The 15,589-nt window shown below is 63.0% G+C and carries 13 protein-coding genes; 9 read left to right on the plus strand and 4 right to left on the minus strand.

What is annotated here, in order from left to right; genetic code table 11:
- Nucleotides 1-39: 39 nt before the first annotated feature.
- The 6 genes from SSA02_RS01245 (at nucleotide 40) to SSA02_RS12640 (ending at nucleotide 5,790) form a co-directional block, all read left to right on the plus strand.
- On the plus strand, nucleotides 40-999 hold the full coding sequence (locus SSA02_RS01245; protein ID WP_147092113.1) for a glutaminase: 960 nt from the start codon (nucleotides 40-42) through the stop codon (nucleotides 997-999).
- 169 nt (nucleotides 1,000-1,168) lie between these two features.
- Nucleotides 1,169-1,870, plus strand: coding sequence for an acetolactate decarboxylase (locus SSA02_RS01250; protein ID WP_186807618.1), 702 nt, complete (start codon nucleotides 1,169-1,171; stop codon nucleotides 1,868-1,870).
- Nucleotides 1,871-1,946: 76 nt separating this feature from the next.
- Nucleotides 1,947-3,464, plus strand: coding sequence for a sodium:solute symporter (locus SSA02_RS01255; protein ID WP_147092115.1), 1,518 nt, complete (start codon nucleotides 1,947-1,949; stop codon nucleotides 3,462-3,464).
- Nucleotides 3,465-3,498: 34 nt separating this feature from the next.
- On the plus strand, nucleotides 3,499-4,407 hold the full coding sequence (locus SSA02_RS01260) for an N-acetylmuramic acid 6-phosphate etherase (protein WP_147092116.1): 909 nt from the start codon (nucleotides 3,499-3,501) through the stop codon (nucleotides 4,405-4,407).
- On the plus strand, nucleotides 4,373-5,554 hold the full coding sequence (locus SSA02_RS01265; RefSeq protein WP_371859155.1) for an anhydro-N-acetylmuramic acid kinase: 1,182 nt from the start codon (nucleotides 4,373-4,375) through the stop codon (nucleotides 5,552-5,554). The genes SSA02_RS01260 and SSA02_RS01265 overlap by 35 nt, the downstream gene beginning before the upstream one ends.
- Before the next feature lie 89 nt (nucleotides 5,555-5,643).
- The gene (locus tag SSA02_RS12640) at nucleotides 5,644-5,790 is read left to right on the plus strand and encodes a hypothetical protein (RefSeq protein ID WP_186807619.1); all 147 of its coding nucleotides are present in this window, start codon (nucleotides 5,644-5,646) and stop codon (nucleotides 5,788-5,790) included.
- A gap of 35 nt (nucleotides 5,791-5,825) precedes the next feature.
- Here the strand turns inward: SSA02_RS12640 and SSA02_RS01270 are convergent, their stop codons facing one another.
- Nucleotides 5,826-8,213: a TonB-dependent receptor domain-containing protein gene (locus tag SSA02_RS01270; RefSeq protein WP_147092117.1), complete on the minus strand. Its 2,388-nt coding sequence runs from the start codon at nucleotides 8,211-8,213 to the stop codon at nucleotides 5,826-5,828.
- Between the two features lie 326 nt (nucleotides 8,214-8,539).
- Here SSA02_RS01270 and SSA02_RS01275 point away from each other — a divergent pair, with 326 nt between their 5' ends.
- A complete protein-coding gene (locus SSA02_RS01275) occupies nucleotides 8,540-9,457 on the plus strand; it encodes an SPFH domain-containing protein (protein ID WP_147092118.1) in 918 nt (305 codons plus the stop codon).
- Here the strand turns inward: SSA02_RS01275 and SSA02_RS01280 are convergent, their stop codons facing one another.
- The 3 genes from SSA02_RS01280 to SSA02_RS01290 all read right to left on the minus strand — a co-directional run bounded on the left by SSA02_RS01280 (nucleotide 9,458) and on the right by SSA02_RS01290 (nucleotide 13,106).
- Entirely contained in the window at nucleotides 9,458-10,624 is a 1,167-nt protein-coding gene (locus SSA02_RS01280; protein WP_246103545.1) for a cytochrome-c peroxidase, read from the minus strand.
- Nucleotides 10,625-11,015: 391 nt separating this feature from the next.
- A complete protein-coding gene (locus SSA02_RS01285; RefSeq protein WP_147092120.1) occupies nucleotides 11,016-12,716 on the minus strand; it encodes a phospholipase C in 1,701 nt (566 codons plus the stop codon).
- Nucleotides 12,717-12,800: 84 nt separating this feature from the next.
- Nucleotides 12,801-13,106 (minus strand): hypothetical protein, encoded by a 306-nt coding sequence (locus tag SSA02_RS01290; protein ID WP_147092121.1) that lies wholly within the window; start codon nucleotides 13,104-13,106, stop codon nucleotides 12,801-12,803.
- 442 nt (nucleotides 13,107-13,548) lie between these two features.
- Between SSA02_RS01290 and SSA02_RS01295 the strand changes: the two genes are divergently transcribed.
- On the plus strand, nucleotides 13,549-14,952 hold the full coding sequence (locus SSA02_RS01295; RefSeq protein WP_147092122.1) for an aminotransferase-like domain-containing protein: 1,404 nt from the start codon (nucleotides 13,549-13,551) through the stop codon (nucleotides 14,950-14,952).
- 327 nt (nucleotides 14,953-15,279) lie between these two features.
- Nucleotides 15,280-15,540 (plus strand): hypothetical protein, encoded by a 261-nt coding sequence (locus SSA02_RS01300; protein WP_147092123.1) that lies wholly within the window; start codon nucleotides 15,280-15,282, stop codon nucleotides 15,538-15,540.
- The last annotated feature ends 49 nt before the right edge of the window (nucleotides 15,541-15,589 follow it).

Here is a 15,589-nt window from a genome sequence, read left to right on the forward strand (position 1 = left end):
CTTCCCCGCGGCATCGTGCCGGATACGGGGAGGAGACGGATGGCCGAACTGGGCAGGATCGTCACAGAGATCGTGGAAGAATTGCGGCCGGCGGTCGAGCGGGGCAGGGTGGCCGATTATATCCCGCCTCTGGCGCGGGTCGATCCGCAGAAATTCGGCATCGCCGTCATCGATGCCAGCGGGGCGGCGCATCTCGCCGGGGATGCCGAGGAGGCGTTTTCGATACAGAGCCTCTCGAAAGTCTTCGGTCTGACCCTGGCGCTCAATCTCGAGGGCAGCGAGATCTGGCGACGCGTCCGTCAGGAACCTTCGGGGAGTGCGTTCAACTCGATCGTGCAGCTCGAAAGCGAGCAGGGCATTCCGCGCAACCCCTTCATCAATGCGGGGGCCATCGTCATCGCCGATATCCTCGTTTCCCGCTGGGGACGATACGCCGCGCGTCAGGCCTTGCTCGATCTCGTCTCTCCTCTGGTCGGCACGCCCGGCGGGCTGGGCATCGACGAGGATATGGCGATGCAGGAGCGCGAGACGGGGTTTCGCAATGCCGCTCTGGCCAATTACATGCGGACCTTCGGCAATCTTCACAACCCGGTCGATGACACGCTCGACCTCTATTTCCACCAATGCGCTCTGACGATGTCATGTCGCCAGCTCGCCGAGATCGGCGGCTTTCTCATGAACGGGGGGACCGATCCGCGCTCGGGCCGGGTCGTGACATCGGTATCGAATGCCCGGACGATCATGGCGCTCATGATGATGTGCGGGCATTACGACGGTTCTGGGGCGTTCGCCATCCGTGTCGGTCTGCCCGGAAAATCCGGCGTGGGAGGCGGCATTCTCGCGATCGCACCCGGTCTCGCCTCGATTGCGGTCTGGTCGCCGGGCCTCAATGCGCAGGGGAACTCGCTTCTCGGCACCCTCGCACTCGAAAGGCTGGTTCAGAAGACAGGCTGGTCGGTCTTCAATGCCTTTCCCCTCTCGGTCCAGAAGCCTGGCTGAGCGTGTCGGGCGAGACCGGGGAGGGGCAGTGACGGAGGGCAGTAACGGGGAGGGGAGCAGTGAAGGGAACCCGCCGCGTCTCCCGCGTTTGATGTCTGGCTCCAGACGCCCGGTGCCCGGAGTCCGGCATCGCACGCAGGACCACTCACGACAGGAGATCACGAGGCGCATGAGCAGGATTACCCAGTATTCGACCGTGGGTGCACTTCTGGCCGGGCATTTCGCCGGGGAGAAATCGCTCGCCGCCCTCAGATGCGAAGACGCTTTCGGCCTCGGCTGTTCGGCAGGCATAAACGGCGAGCTGACGATCTGCTGCGGCCGGATCTACGAAGCCTCTGCCGGGGAGGAGGTTCGCTGTCTCTCCACCGACGAGAAGATGCCGTTCCTGCAGGTGACGCAGTTTGCACCCCAGCAGACCCACGTGGTGGAAGATATCTCGCATGAGAACGCCTATGAGCATATCGCGCGCCATATCGCCCCCGACAATATCTTCCTTGCCGTTTCCATAGAGGGACGATTCGACCGTCTCGTTCTCCGACGCCCGCGCAGGGCCGGGGACGAGACGCGCGATGCGCATGCGGTTGCGGCAAGCCAGGAAGTGGAGACGCGCGAAGGCGTGACGGGGCGACTTGTGGGATTCTGGACGCCCGGCCTGTTCGGACGCGTGTCCGTCCCGGGGTTTCATTTCCATTTTCTGGACGATGCCAGACGGATCAGCGGTCATGTTCTGGCGTATCGCTGCGCATCCGCCACGCTCTCTTTCGAGGAAAAGAGCACGATCGAGGTCGTCAACCCGACAAGCGCGGCCTATCGGGGGCTGTCCATCGATCTCGACACGCTGGACGGCGTGATCGAGAAGATCGAGAAATAGCCCGGGGCGCGATTTGTCATCACGAAGATGAAATGACAAGCTCGGCGGGCCGTCTCCCGCCAGCAGGGTTCATTTCATGTCGCCGCTCAATCCTCTCGTCATTACCGGTTATTTCCTCGTCCTTGCGGCTGTGGTCTGGAAGGTTTCGCGCAAGGCGGGCGCATCCGGACATGCGAGGAAAGGCGGCTCCGCGACCGATTTCCTGTCGGCCCGTCACGATCTGCCATGGTGGGCCCTGTCGCTCTCTCTGGTCGCAACCGAGACCTCGACGCTCACCTTCATCAGCATCCCGGGGGTCGCATGTCGTCAGGGTATGGTTTTTCTTGGTCTGGCAGCCGGATATTGCGTCGGTCGCGGTATCGTCGCGATCTGGCTTCTGCCGCGCTATGCGGGCGGCACGCTGACCAGCGTCTATGCGCTTCTCGGTGCGCGCTACGGCGCATCGATGCAGCGTATCGCGTCGGCTGCCTTCCTGCTCACCCGGTTTCTGGCAGAAAGCGTTCGCCTCCTTGCCGGGACGCTGCCCGTCATGTGGCTGCTCGCGCAATCCGGTCTGCCGCTCGCGCGCTGGACGATCCTTTCGGGGATTCTTCTCTTCACGCTGGGTTATACGGTTCTCGGGGGGCTCAAGGCCGTCATCTGGACGGATTCGATCCAGCTCGGTCTCTATGGGGCGGGGGCCGCCTTCTGCGTGCTCTATCTCATGCCTGCCTTGCCGGCCGATGCATGGTCTCATGCAAGGGCTGCGGGGCTGACGCGGCTTTTTCATCCCCTTTCGCCGGGGCATCTTCTGTCCGATCCGTTCACGCTTCCCGCCGCCCTGATCGGCGGTGCCATTCTCTCCATCGCGTCCCACGGGACCGATCAGCTCATGGTGCAGCGTCTTCTTGCGGCACGCTCGCTGCGTGAGGCGCGTCTGGCCCTGATCGGGAGCGCGATCCTCGTTGCAGCGCTTTTCGGGCTGCTTTCCCTGCTGGGCATCGAGATCCGGCTCGCCCGGAACGGTGGCGATCCCGGAATCTCGCTCTCCGGCTCGCCCGATACGCTGTTTCCGCATTTCATCGCAACGGCCCTGCCATCGGGGATTTCGGGCCTGCTGGTCGCCGGGGTCCTGAGCGCGACCATGGGGTCTCTCTCCTCCACCCTGAATGCCATGGCAGGGGCCAGTCTGACCGATTTCGGACCCTTCCTGCGCCTGCGGATCGAGCGGGCACTCTGCTGGCTGGGATACCGGCCCGGTCCGCTCACCGTCGCCCGGCTTCTGACCCTTTTCTGGGGTGTGGCGCTGGTGACGGGTGCCGCTCTTTTCACCATGGGGAGCCATTCCGCGGTGATTGTCGGTCTGTCCATCGCCGGATGGTCGTACGGTCCGACGCTCGGAGCATTCCTGCTTGCGCTTTTCGTTCCGGGAATCGGGATGCGCGAAGCGCGGTTCGGGTTTCTCGCCTCCCTCGCCGGTATGGCCCTGCTCCTTTTCAGTGGTCAGGCTCTGGGCTGGGAGATCGCATTTTCCTGGCTTGTTCCTCTGGGGCTCCTGCTCCACTGTGTCGCGACCGGGTTGTATCGTGCCGCTCATCGGCACCGAAGCCCGTAACGTCACAATCCTCCATCCTTGCAGGAGAGAACGCATGTCCGCCCCCGGTGAGACCGCCGCCCTTCCGGTACAGACCGAAACGCACGATCCGCGCTATGCCTCGATCGAGCTCTGGCCCACGGCGACGATCATCGAGACTCTCGCAGAGGCCCAGATGGCCGCGACGGCTCTGGTCCGAGCGGCCGCCCCGATGCTGGAAAGGGCAGTCGAGGCTGCCCTGCCGCGGCTGCGCGCCGGGGGGCGTCTCGTCTATGTCGGGGCCGGAACCGCCGGACGGATCGGTATGCAGGACGGCGTGGAGCTGATGCCGACCTATGGCTGGCCGGAGGAGCGTCTGGTCATGCTGCTCGCCGGGGGAGACCGGGCCATCAGCCGCGCCGTCGAGGGGGCGGAAGATGACGAGGCGACGGCATGTCGGGAAATTGCCGGTCACGCTGTGGGGCCGGACGACGTCGTTCTGGGCATCGCAGCAAGCGGGAACACGCCCTATAGCTGTGCTGCGGTATCCTGCGCCCGCGCGCGCGGCGCGTTGACGATCGGCGTCTCCTGCGTTGCAGATACCCGCCTGCTTGCCGAGGCGGAGCTGGGCATCCTCCTCCCCACCGGGGCCGAGGCCGTTGCCGGATCGACCCGGCTCAAGGCCGGCACGGCGCAGAAAGCCGCCCTCAACCTGCTCTCGACCACGCTCATGATCAGGCTCGGGCATGTCTATCGCGGTCTCATGGTGGATATGCGCGTCACCAATGCAAAGCTCAGACGCCGTGCCATCGGCATGGTGAAGGCCCTCTCCGGCGGTTCGGATGAGGAGATCTGCGAGGCGCTCGACCGGAGCGGCGGCAACGTCAAACGCGCCGTTCTGCTGCGTGCCGGCATGACGCTTCAGGAGGCCGAGGCGGCCCTGCAGGCGCATGACGGCAATCTTCATGCCGTACTGGGGCGCTGATATCGCGATGGCGACCGGTATGCTCCGTGTCATCGGCCTCATGAGCGGCACGTCGCTCGACGGGGTCGATGCGGCGTTTGTCGAGACCGATGGCAGGCGTGTCGGCCGGCGTGGCGCGTCGCTGAGCCTGCCCTACGATTCCGCGTTGCGCGAGGCCATCTATGGCCTGTTTGCCCGGGCGCCGGACCTGCCGCATGACGATCCGGCGCTGTGCGAGGTGGAGCGCGCGCTGACCGATATCCATGCCGAGGCGGTTCGCCGGATCCTTGCCGTCGAGGGCGGCGCGGATCTCGTCGGGTTTCACGGTCAGACAATCTGTCACGCGCCCCGACGCGGCGTGAGCTGGCAGATCGGCGATGCGATCCGTCTCTCGGGTGCGGTCGGCTTGCCCGTGATCCATGATTTTCGCAGTGCCGATGTTCGGGCAGGGGGAGAGGGTGCGCCCCTCGCGCCATGGTATCACGCCGCCTGTCTCGACGGGCGGCAAGGGCCGGTCGCAATCCTCAATATCGGCGGTGTCGCCAATATCACCTTCGTCGGTCGGGACGGTTCGGTTCTGGCGGGCGATACCGGTCCGGGCAATGCCCTGCTCGATGACTGGGCCTTGCGACATACCGGTATCGCCTGCGATCGCGACGGTGCTCTGGCCCGCGCAGGCCGGGTCGATTCCGCGCGGCTGCACGATCTTCTGGCGCATGATTTCTTCCGCAGACCTCTGCCCAAATCCCTGGACAGGCAGGATTTCATCGCTTCGCTCGAAACCCTGTCCCCGCTATCTCCGGAAGATGGAGCCGCAACGCTCGTCGCCATGACAGTTCATGCCATAGCGCGGACCCAGCTACCCGAGCCGCCCACGGCGTGGTTCGTCTGCGGCGGGGGGCGCCACAATCCCTCGATCATGGCAGCCCTCGCGTCCCGGCTTCCCGGTCGGGTCTCTCCCGTAGAGGCGCTGGGCTGGAATGGCGACATGCTCGAGGCGGAATGTTTCGCTTTTCTCGCCGCGCGCGCCCTGCGCGGTCTGCCGCTCTCGTCTCCGGGCATTACCGGCGCGCCCCGCCTTTCTTCCGGTGGGCGTCTGAGCTCTGCGGGTATCGCGCTGCCCGAGTCTTTTTTGTCATCGGGGACCATCCTCGGGATCGCGCGTTAAGGCGGGGGTGCCGAAACGGGCACCGTAATCACTGTCAGAGCCGGATATCCGCGCCGGATATCCGGATTGTCGAGAGAGGATGACATCTGATGAAAGCGCCTGCCCTGTTCCTGTTTGTCGTCATGCTGGGGCTTTCCGCCTGTCAGGGAATCGATCATGCCGGTTGCCCGAACGACCCGCAGAATATCTCCTACCAGGTCAACAGCCCGAAATCGGTCCTGCATACATGCAACTGAACCACGATGATCGCGGCCCGATCTGATCTTCTCTTTCAGAAGCGTGCGGAAAGCGTTCCGAAAAACTGACGGGGTGCGGCGACATAGAGATTGGCGTTATTGTCGCCCCGCACCGATGCAGCGCCATAGATCCCGCCGATGTAATTCGTATCGAGCAGATTGGTGATCCCGAAATTTCCGGTGAGATGCTCCACGAAGCCGAGCCGTCCGAAATCATGCACGACCGAGAGATCCGCGACCCAGTAGGGGGGGATGAACAGATCGTTCATGAATGTCATGGGGCGGGCACTGATGTAATTCGCATCGAAACTCAAACGCGTGCCGCGCCAGTCATAACTCAGCCCGGTCTTGTACATATATGAGGGATAATAGACCTGTCGTTTTCCCTTCAGGTTATACAGTCTTCCGCCGTAATTGATGCCGGTGCCCTGATAACGGGCATCGTTCCAGCTGAAACTGTTCGTGATTTCCAGCGCGCGAACAGGGCGCAGACTCGCGAGAACATCCGCGCCATCCATCGTCTCGCGGCCCACGTTCAGATAGGCGTTGCGTGTATTGGCCGATGCGCCCTCCGTGATCGAGGCGAGGCGATTGAAATAATCGGTATGATAATAATCGACGGTGCCGGTAAAATATCTGTCCGTATAGCGATAGCCGACGACATAGGTCCAGCTGCGTTCCGGCTTCAGAATTTTCCGGTTCGCGTCGAACACCTGCTGGGCGGGTTGGGAGGCGTTTCCCAGCCCGCCCCATGCGGTGCCCGAGGATGCCTGGGAGTAATAATCATAGGCGCGCATGTTCTCGGCGATGTCCCAGTAAAGCTCATGACGGTCGTCGAGGTGATAGTCGAAACTGAAATGGGGCAGAAACGCCGCTGAGGCCGTCAAAGCGCCCTTTGCGGGCCTGCGATAATAGGCGTTCCAGCCTTCTGCCTTGAGTATGCGCGTGTCGTCACGTTTCGTGCCGCCATGCGTCGTCTGTGTCAGTGCCTTGAACCCCGCAAGCAGGGTCATGCCCGGCAGGATGCGCCAGCGATCCTGAAGGAAAAACTGGAACGTATTGGTATTGTAGCTGTTTTCGAACCAGGTGCTTCCGGTGCCGCGTCTCAGCCCCGACATCATCGAATGGGCGGCAGAGGGCGTATCCTCGTAAAGACGCACATCGTAGATCCAGCGATTGCTTTCATACCACAGACCGGTCTGGACGAGGTTGCGATGCGGCGCCTCCCAGGAGAGTTTCTGGGTAAAGCCCACGCGTCGCATATCGGCATGGTTGCGCTGAAGCGCCATGGGTACGCCGCTGACCGTATTGTCCGGACGGAGATAGGGCACGCCGTAGCTGGGCGAGGTCACGAAGTTGTTCGTGCCGCCATAGATCGCGCTGTTCACGTTTCCATAAAGCACCGTGTCGCTGCGCAGTTTCTTCGTCAGATCGACACGTCCCGAAAGGGAAGAGAGATAGCTGCGCTGGATCTGCGAACCGTCCCAGGCATAATTGGCCGCCTCGTCATGCGAGAGAATGCCCTCATAACCGGGAGGGACCTGAGAGGTATATTGCGCGTAATAGGCCCAGAGCTTCGCCTTTTCGTAATCGGGTTTGAGAAAGGTCGTATCCCGCCCCATACGCCGCCACATGTTCAGCGTGAGAGGGAGGTAGTTTGCCTGCATGAAGTTCCCGTAGCCGAAAAACCCCGTGAGCGTCGCTTTTTCGTGGATCGGCTGGACGAATTTCGCATCTGCCTGCAATTCGCGCTGATATCCTTCCCCTTTCCAGAGATTGTTTTCCGTGCGAGCGAAAGAGGCATAGAATTTCGAGCCGGTGGCATTGAGAACGCCGCTATCGGCCCGCGCATAGGTCCTGAATGCGTTACTGCTTCCGAATGTCTGGCTGAGCCGCCCCCCGGCCCGGTCCGCCGGGTCGGAGGATGTATAGGTCAGGGCACCTCCGAGCAGCTGGGCCGAGAAAATATCGAGCGCGCCCGCGCCTTGCGACAGCGTCATGCCTGCGATGTCGTCCTGGATCATGGCCTGCGTGATCGATACGCCGTTCTGGTTGGGATATCCCTGCGACCCGAGCGGTATGCCGTCCAGTGTCGCGCCGAGCTGCAATTGCGTGAACCCGCGCACGTAGAAAGTATTGGCCGGCAAATCGAGCCCGAACGCATCCGATGAGGTGAAGGTCGCTCCGGGCGTGGTGCGCGCGAGAGCCTTCATCGGATTCGTCCCCGGTACGAACCGGTCGATCGTCTTTCGCGTGACGACGATTTCGGCGGCATGGCTTTTCGTTTTCCGGGCGTTGACCGAGATGGATTCCGATCCCGCTGCGTGTCTCTTTTCCCCGGTCTTTCTCGTCCCGGATGCGATGGGCGCCGGAGCGGCGGGGGAGAGAGAGAGCGGGGGAGGTGGCGCAGAAGCGGACGACATGCCGGGAGACGAGGTCGGAATACCGGGATTCGGCGCGGAAACGGCAGGGAATGCGGCGCATGGAACAAGGAACGGTGCCAGCAGAAAACAGGGCTTCCTGCCGGTTCGCTGTTTTCTGCCTTGCATGACGCCTCTCCCGATTCGGTTTCGCAACGTCATTAAAAATACGTTATAATATCGAACGGAATCAATAGAGGGAGAACAAATCACCCAATCATGCTAGAGTCACGATGAAGAGATAAGCCCGTATTGAAGCAAGTCATGTTATTCACGTCTTTTCGATTCCGGTTCGTTCGCGAATCTCCAGAGAGGAAGGTCTCGTCATCTTGCCCGCAGCGTTTCTGTTTTCCGTTTTTCTCGTTATCGCGATTCTTGCGATCTGTTTCCTGTTCGGCGGGGTCATGATCGTTCCGGGGCGATGGGTCTATGTGGTCGAGTTTCTCGGCAAGCCGCAGAGGCGCCTTCTCGAAAGCGGCCTGCATTTCCGTATTCCCGTTCTCAACAGGGTGGCCTATCGCGTTTCCCTCCAGCAGATGCAGGTCGAGACGTCGTCTCAGGTGAAGACACGTGACGACGTATTCATCGAGATACGCTGGGTTCTGCTCTACAGCGTGCGGGACGATCAGGAGGCCATCTTCAACTACGCCTACAAGGTATCGCAACCGGTCAAACGGCTCGTGTTCCGCGTCGAGAACGAGATACGGCAGATATCCTCGACCATGACGCTCGCCGAGCTCTATTCCCAGCGGAACGAGATCGCCCGTCGGGTGATAGAAGACCAGGTGGCCGATGCGCTGGAGTCCGGGCTCGACATCCACGGCGTGACCATCGAGCAACCGATGCCGCCTTTCGAAATCCAGGAGGCAATGAACAACAAGCTCGCGGCGATCGCCCGCAAGGACGCCGCTCAGGCCGAGGCGGAAGCGGAGATGGTTCGCCGGGTCGGAATCGCCCGGGCCGAGGCGGAAAGCAAGAAACTGCAAGGCGAGGGAATCGCCAATGAGCGCAGGGCCATCGCCGCGGGCTTTGCCGAGGCGGCGGAACTGTTCCGCAAGAGCGTGCCCGATGTCAGCGAAGAGGCAATTCTTACCCTCATGCAGAATGTCAACCAGGCGGATATGGTCGTGACTGCGAGCCGTTCGGGCAAGGCAACGGTCATTTTCGTTCCTGTCGACATGAATGCCGGACAGATTGCCGCAGCCACGTCCGGACAGTTCATTTCCGCCGCGACCGAAGTATCGTGATCAGCGTTCGCCATCGGTCAGGGTTCCGAGAAACGCGATGATCTTCTCCCGCTCCGCTTCGGTGAGGGCGGGCGCGTGTCGCTTGCCGAACGGTGCGTCGAGCGTATCCACATTGGCGCGATATTGCGGCGGAAGATCGTCGTAAAGACGGACCCGGCCGTTTTCGTCGCGTGGGTAGAATCGCCCGGGAGACAGGTCGCGCAGGGCGTAGAAATCCATGACCTGTCTCAGCGTGGTGAAAACGCCGTTATGAAAGAAATGCCGTCTCGTTGCAGTGTTGCGCAGGGACGGCGTTCTGAAAAAGCCGCAATAGGCGCCATTTGTGCCGATGTCCGGACGCCCGGCCTCGCACAGGCCGAGATCGACGATGCCGGGCTCTGCCAGAGGCTGACGCGGCGCGGCAAGTGCCTCGTACTGGTGGTCGGTGAAGAGGGGCGGAAGGTGATCCTTCGTCACTGCGCTTAGATGACACGCCGCGCAATTGCCCTTTGCGGGATCGTTGAACAATCTGAGCCCCTCAGCCTCATCCGGGTTAAGGTGGATCTTCCCCTCGAGCCAGGCATCGAAGCGGCTCGTATAGGGGTGAAAGGCGATATCCTCGATCTGGTAGCGCGCAAGGGCGAAAAGGGCCTCGCTGATCAGCATGTCATCCGAGGCATAGGGGCCGGCCAGTCGCAACAATGCGGCGGTATAGGGCGCATGACGCAGGCGCCCGATCAGAATGTCCCGGTTCGAGGCCATTTCCCGCGGATCGTACAGAGGCCCCGCAGCCTGGGCCTGCAGGGTATCGGCCCGTCCGTCCCAGAACAATCCGCCCTGCGGAACCATGGCGAGCGCGGAGGCGCCTGCGCCCGCAGCCGATTTGGCCGCTCTCGCGCCCGGCCCTTGCGTCGGCGCGGGTGATGGTATGGGGGGCGCCCCCTCATTCGTCGGGTCGTCGGGGCCTATGCTGAAGGGCGGCTGTCTCTCGCGATAGGTCAGGGAAGGCACGGCACGGCGACCGACACGATCCATCGCGGCTCCCCCCCGGGCAAAGACCGCGTCGTCGACGGGCGCATAATGTGCCGAGGGAACGTGGCAGGAGGCGCAGGAGAGGTGTCCCGACCCTGAAAGAGCCTCGTCGAAGAAGAGCGCCTTGCCGAGACGCGCCATTGCGGAGAGCGGCATGGCGACCGGCCGCAAGAGATGCGTCGGACAGGGATTGCGGCCCTGATCGTCCGGTAAGCAGTTTCGGGGAGGCGCATCGTCCGGTCGCGCGCTTTGGGCGGAGGCGTCGCGGGCAGGGACGCTTGCCGGCCGGGAAATGCCCGGAGGCCCGACAGGCGCAGTCTCTTCGCGTGGCGGCTCCGTGGCCGACGCCTTCGCCGCACCGGCGCAGAGCAGGGAGAGGAGAAGCGCGACCGCCCTCCCGGACCGGGGGCGTCGTCGGACCGGTCTTCCGTCCGTCACTGCATCCTGCGCCTCGCCCGCAAATATGTCCCAAGACGTGTCCGGCCCCCGGACCGGTCCCCTGTTCCGCTCTGTAAGCCGACGCGCCTTTCCTTCAGGGCAGTAAGGCTCAGGGATTGTCGGGCGCCTTGCCCAGAATGGCGCCATCCTTCGGGTCGAGATAGAGTGGCTCGGTCCGGGGCGGCGCATCGAAGTCGAACAATCCGTCCAGATCATGCGCATCCGCATCGAAGGAGCCGCCACCGATCCGGGTGCCCTCAAGCCAGTTGTTTTCGATGAATCGCAGAACCGAGCTCTGGGTCAGGAGCGTATGGTCGATGGCGTTGCGCCGCGCCCAGGGCGAGATCACCAGAAGCGGCGTGCGGGTGCCGGGCCCGCACCGTCCGTTGACCGGCTTGCCTTTCAGGCCCGCAGGTGCCGGATGGGCGCCGCAGATGCCCGGAGCGTCGAGCTGATCTGCCTCGGCATCGCGCGAGCTGTGATCGGGAGTCACGAAGGCATGATCGTACCATCCGTCCGAATCGTCATAGGCGACGATGATGGCCGTATCTTTCCACTCGGGCCGCGACTGGATGAAATTGACGAGCCTGACGACCCCCTCCTGCTCGTCCAGAGGATCCGAATAACCTGCATGCGCATCCTGATAGGCAGGAAGCTTGAGGAAGGATACGGCAGGCATATGGCCCGCCCGGGTCGCGGCGAAGAAATCCTCCAGATCGTACTGGTGGTTCGCCGGGTCCCTGGTTTTGCCGTCGATTCCGGTGGTCTGGCCGATCGCGGCGACGCCGGAGGGGCGCAAATGCTGCGGATTGGCCGTGCTCGGGTAATACTGGAACCAGTTGTGATGCGCGATGTAGTCCACAATCGTCTGCGCGACGACCGGAGAATAGGTGGCGCGCTGGCATCCCGTCGATCCGTTGGGGTTGTGGCGGGAGAGGTCGAACCCGGCCATGAAACCGCCCCAGCTCACGCCCCGGGCTGTCAGAAGGTCGCCGATATTGCGCCCTTCCATCCAGACCTGTTCACCGGGGAGCGAGCAGACATCGCCCGCGGGATCGATATCGTTGATCATGGTCAGCCCGCCCTGTCCGTCGGCGATGAAGGGAGACGGGGCGTCGCGCGTCGCGTTCTTCTGGCTCGAGGCCTTGATGTGCAGGCCGTTCGTCTGACCGGAAACGATTTCGATCGCGCCCGGGGTGGAGGGGCCGTAGGTGTCCGTAAAGCTGTTATCGCTCATGGCGAAGCGCTGGGCATAGCGCCAGAGTGCCGTAACCGTATTGCCGTCATAATAGCCCATGACCTGGCCGCGCGTGGCAAAGGCGCCGACGCCGCCCGGCGATCCGTTTCCCGTATGGAGCGGGAAGAGATCGGCTTTCCCGCCATGATAGGCGAGTTGCTCGGCCGTATAGCCGTGATTCTGGTCCGCCGTGCTCGCCTGGCTCCGGTCGAGACGGAACGGGAGTGCGGCATCCGGTCCGTTCGCCGGGTTGGTATTGGGGTTCGTCCGGAGCAGATTGGACCGCAGAAGCGTGTTTGCGGCCGGAGTGCCGAGCGCGGGAAGGAAAACGGGTTCGCCTTCTGGATTCGCCGCCTGCGGATAGGTGGCGAAATAATGATCGAAAGAGACGTTCTCGTCGAAAATGACGACGAGATGCTTGATCGGCGTTCGTGTCGGCGCGGCGGCGAAAGCCGGTGTCAGAGCCGGAAAGCCCAAAGCGAGAGCGCCCAGAGCAAGAGAGCCCAGAGCAAGATAGCCCAGAGCGAGAGAGCCGAGGGTGAGCGGAAAGCGGGCACAATGCGGACGAAACATGACGGGGAACGGCTCTGCCTCTGGTTGCGGTCTCTTTTTCCGGCGCCGGTCAGGTTTTCCCGGTGCCGGAAGAACCCGGGTGGATCAGGTCTGATCATCCTCGTGAAGCACGTCTTCGTCCAGAGGGCTGGCCGGAGGGGCGGAAAGACCGCGTCGGGACTGAAGCGAGATCGTGGTCAGGCGATGCTCCCGCCATGCGGCAACGAGGGTCTGCCGCCACCGGTCGGACGGGGCTGTCGGCGCGGGCGCCGCAGGGGCGGGCAGAGAGGTGGCCAGAGAGGCGGCCAGAGGCGCTCCCTGAGATGAAGCACGCCGGGAGGGCGCGTGTCGCGCAGAGGCGTGTGCGGCGTTCTGCCGGTTTTGTGACGTGTGCTGGCTCCGGGTTTCCATGATGAGGCTCCGTTTCCTAGAGAATGGCGGGACAGGCGCGCAGAAGCAGTCCAGGCGATGGTCCTCCGGCAGATGCTTTCCGGCGGGAAAAGCGCTCCCGGAGGAGGGAAGGCTCAGAGGGGAAAAGCCCGGCAGATTTCCCGGTGGTGGATCCGGAAAGACTGCCGCGGAAAAAGGGTTCAGGAGGATGTGCCGCGGCACGGCGCCTCGATAGAGGATTCGGCGCGCGGCGTGTGTGACCGTTCGATGAATTTGCTCCGAGCGATCCGTACAGCCGAAAGCCACCGCCGATATCCGGGACCGGTATCCGCCGCCGCCGCTATCGCTGCCACAGACCCCGCCCTCGTGCAGGCTGCGATATTGCGTGACGGCGTCCGATCGTCGATGACGGGACATCTCCCCTGCCCAGTCGGGGGACCTGTCGGAAACGAGGACGCGACCCATGGCGGATGCCCCCTATCTGGAGGAATGGAAGGCGGCGCTCGGCCGGGATACGGGCGCCATTTATCTGGCGCTCGTCGAGGCCATCGCCCGTTCCATACGCAAGGGCGACCTGCAGGAGGGGGAGAAGCTGCCTCCCCAGCGCGAGATCGCAGCGCGTCTCGGTACCAATCTGAGCACGATCACCCGCGCCGTGACCGAAGCCCAGCGGCGCGGCCTTCTGGATGCGACGGTCGGGCGCGGCACTTTCGTGCGGCTGAACGCCGGAGACGGCTCCTGGCGCCAGTCCGGCGCCAGCGTGGTCGACCTCACGATGAACCTGCCGCCCTTGCCGCAGGACCCTTCGCTCCAGACGATGATCCAGGGCGAACTCGCGGCCATCTTCCGGCAGCAGGACATGCAGTCGCTCATGTCCTATCGCGTGACCGGAGGCACACGGCATGATCGTGAGCTCGGCGGTCAGTGGCTGATGCCCCTTCTCGGACGCCGCCGCGCCAGCGAAATCCTGCTCGTTCCCGGAGCGCAGGCGGGTCTCGCCGCGATCATGAGTTCGTTGCTCAGTCCCGGCGAGGCCATTGTCACGGACCGGATCACCTATCCCGGTATCCGGTCCATTGCGGCCCAGTTCGGCCTCGTCCTGATCGGCGCCGAGGCGGATGACGAGGGAATGCTGCCCGAGAGCCTCGACGATCTCTGTGCCCGTCACCGCCCGCGTGTGCTCTACTGCACGCCCAGTCTCCAGAATCCGACAACCGCCACATGGTCCCTTTCCCGGCGGGAGGCCATCCTTGCAGTGGCCCGCCGCCACCAGATGACGGTGGTGGAAGACGATCCCTACAGTTTTCTTCTCAAGGCGCCGCCGCCGCCACTCGCCATGCTCGACCCGCAGCGCGTGATCCATGTGGCGACGATGTCCAAGGTTCTCAGCCCCGGCCTGCGCACGGCCTATCTCGTTCTGCCCGGGGCGGAGATGACGCGACGTATCACCTCCGGTGTCCGTGCGATCTGTCTGGCGAAGGCCGGATTGCTCGACGCGCTGGTTTCGCGCTGGATCGAGACCGGCATTGCCCAGCATTGTCTGCGCAGCATCAGGGACGAGCTGGCGCAGCGTCATGTCGTTCTCCGGCAGGTTCTCGGCGAGGGAACAGGCAATCGCGGGCCGAGTCCCCATGTCTGGCTGCCGTTGCCGGAATGGTGGGGAAGCACGGAGTTCGTGGCATTTGCCCGTCGTCAGGGTCTGGCTCTGGTGCCGAGCTCCGTTTTCACTGTGGCGGGAGAACCGCCCCCCGCCGTGCGTATGGCCCTCGGCAGCGCGCCCGATCTCGACGGTCTGCGCGACTCTCTGACCAATCTGCGCTCGGTCCTCGAATATCGTCCGGCGATGGGATTTTCCGATATCGTGTAGGCCCGGACATGAGAGATGTGAGTTCACGAAAAAGAGAGCAAAATAACGAGACAAAACAGTCTCTTGGCGCAGAAAAGAACGATTGTATGAGGAAGATCAGAAAATTGTCCGATATAGATGCACGGGGTATGAGGGCGATCTGCTGAACTGTTTTCATTGTCTGGACATCGCATCCAGACAATGCCTTGCAGGATCGAAGGCCAATCCCCTAATCAGAGGCCTGACGAAAGGTAACCCCCGGCAGGCTGGCCGGTTGCCTTCGATATGCGGGCGTGAACGGCGTGCGATGATGACCCCGCCGGGCCCGCCCCTTGGGAGAGTGCCATTATGTCGATCAGTGCGGAAAGCGTTGATACTGCCGCAAGCGTTGCGGATATCAAGGAAGTCGAGGAAATCAGAGCGCAGCGCCGTCTTCGCTATCGCATGGGTGCGATGGTTCTCGGTCTGCTGCTCTTTCATGTCTGTCTCGCCTGGGCGATCGCAGGCACGACGGTCGATCTCCAGGATCATTTTCACACGAATTACTGGGCGCTGGGCGCGACCCTGTTCTGGGCGATGTTTGCTGTCTATCACATGAGCGTTTCCTGAGATCGTCCAGCCCCCGTTCCCCGCATCGTTGCAATGCGCGGAGCGGGGG

Origin of the sequence: Swaminathania salitolerans, from assembly GCF_007988945.1 — a bacterium.
GTDB classification, from domain to species: domain Bacteria; phylum Pseudomonadota; class Alphaproteobacteria; order Acetobacterales; family Acetobacteraceae; genus Swaminathania; species Swaminathania salitolerans.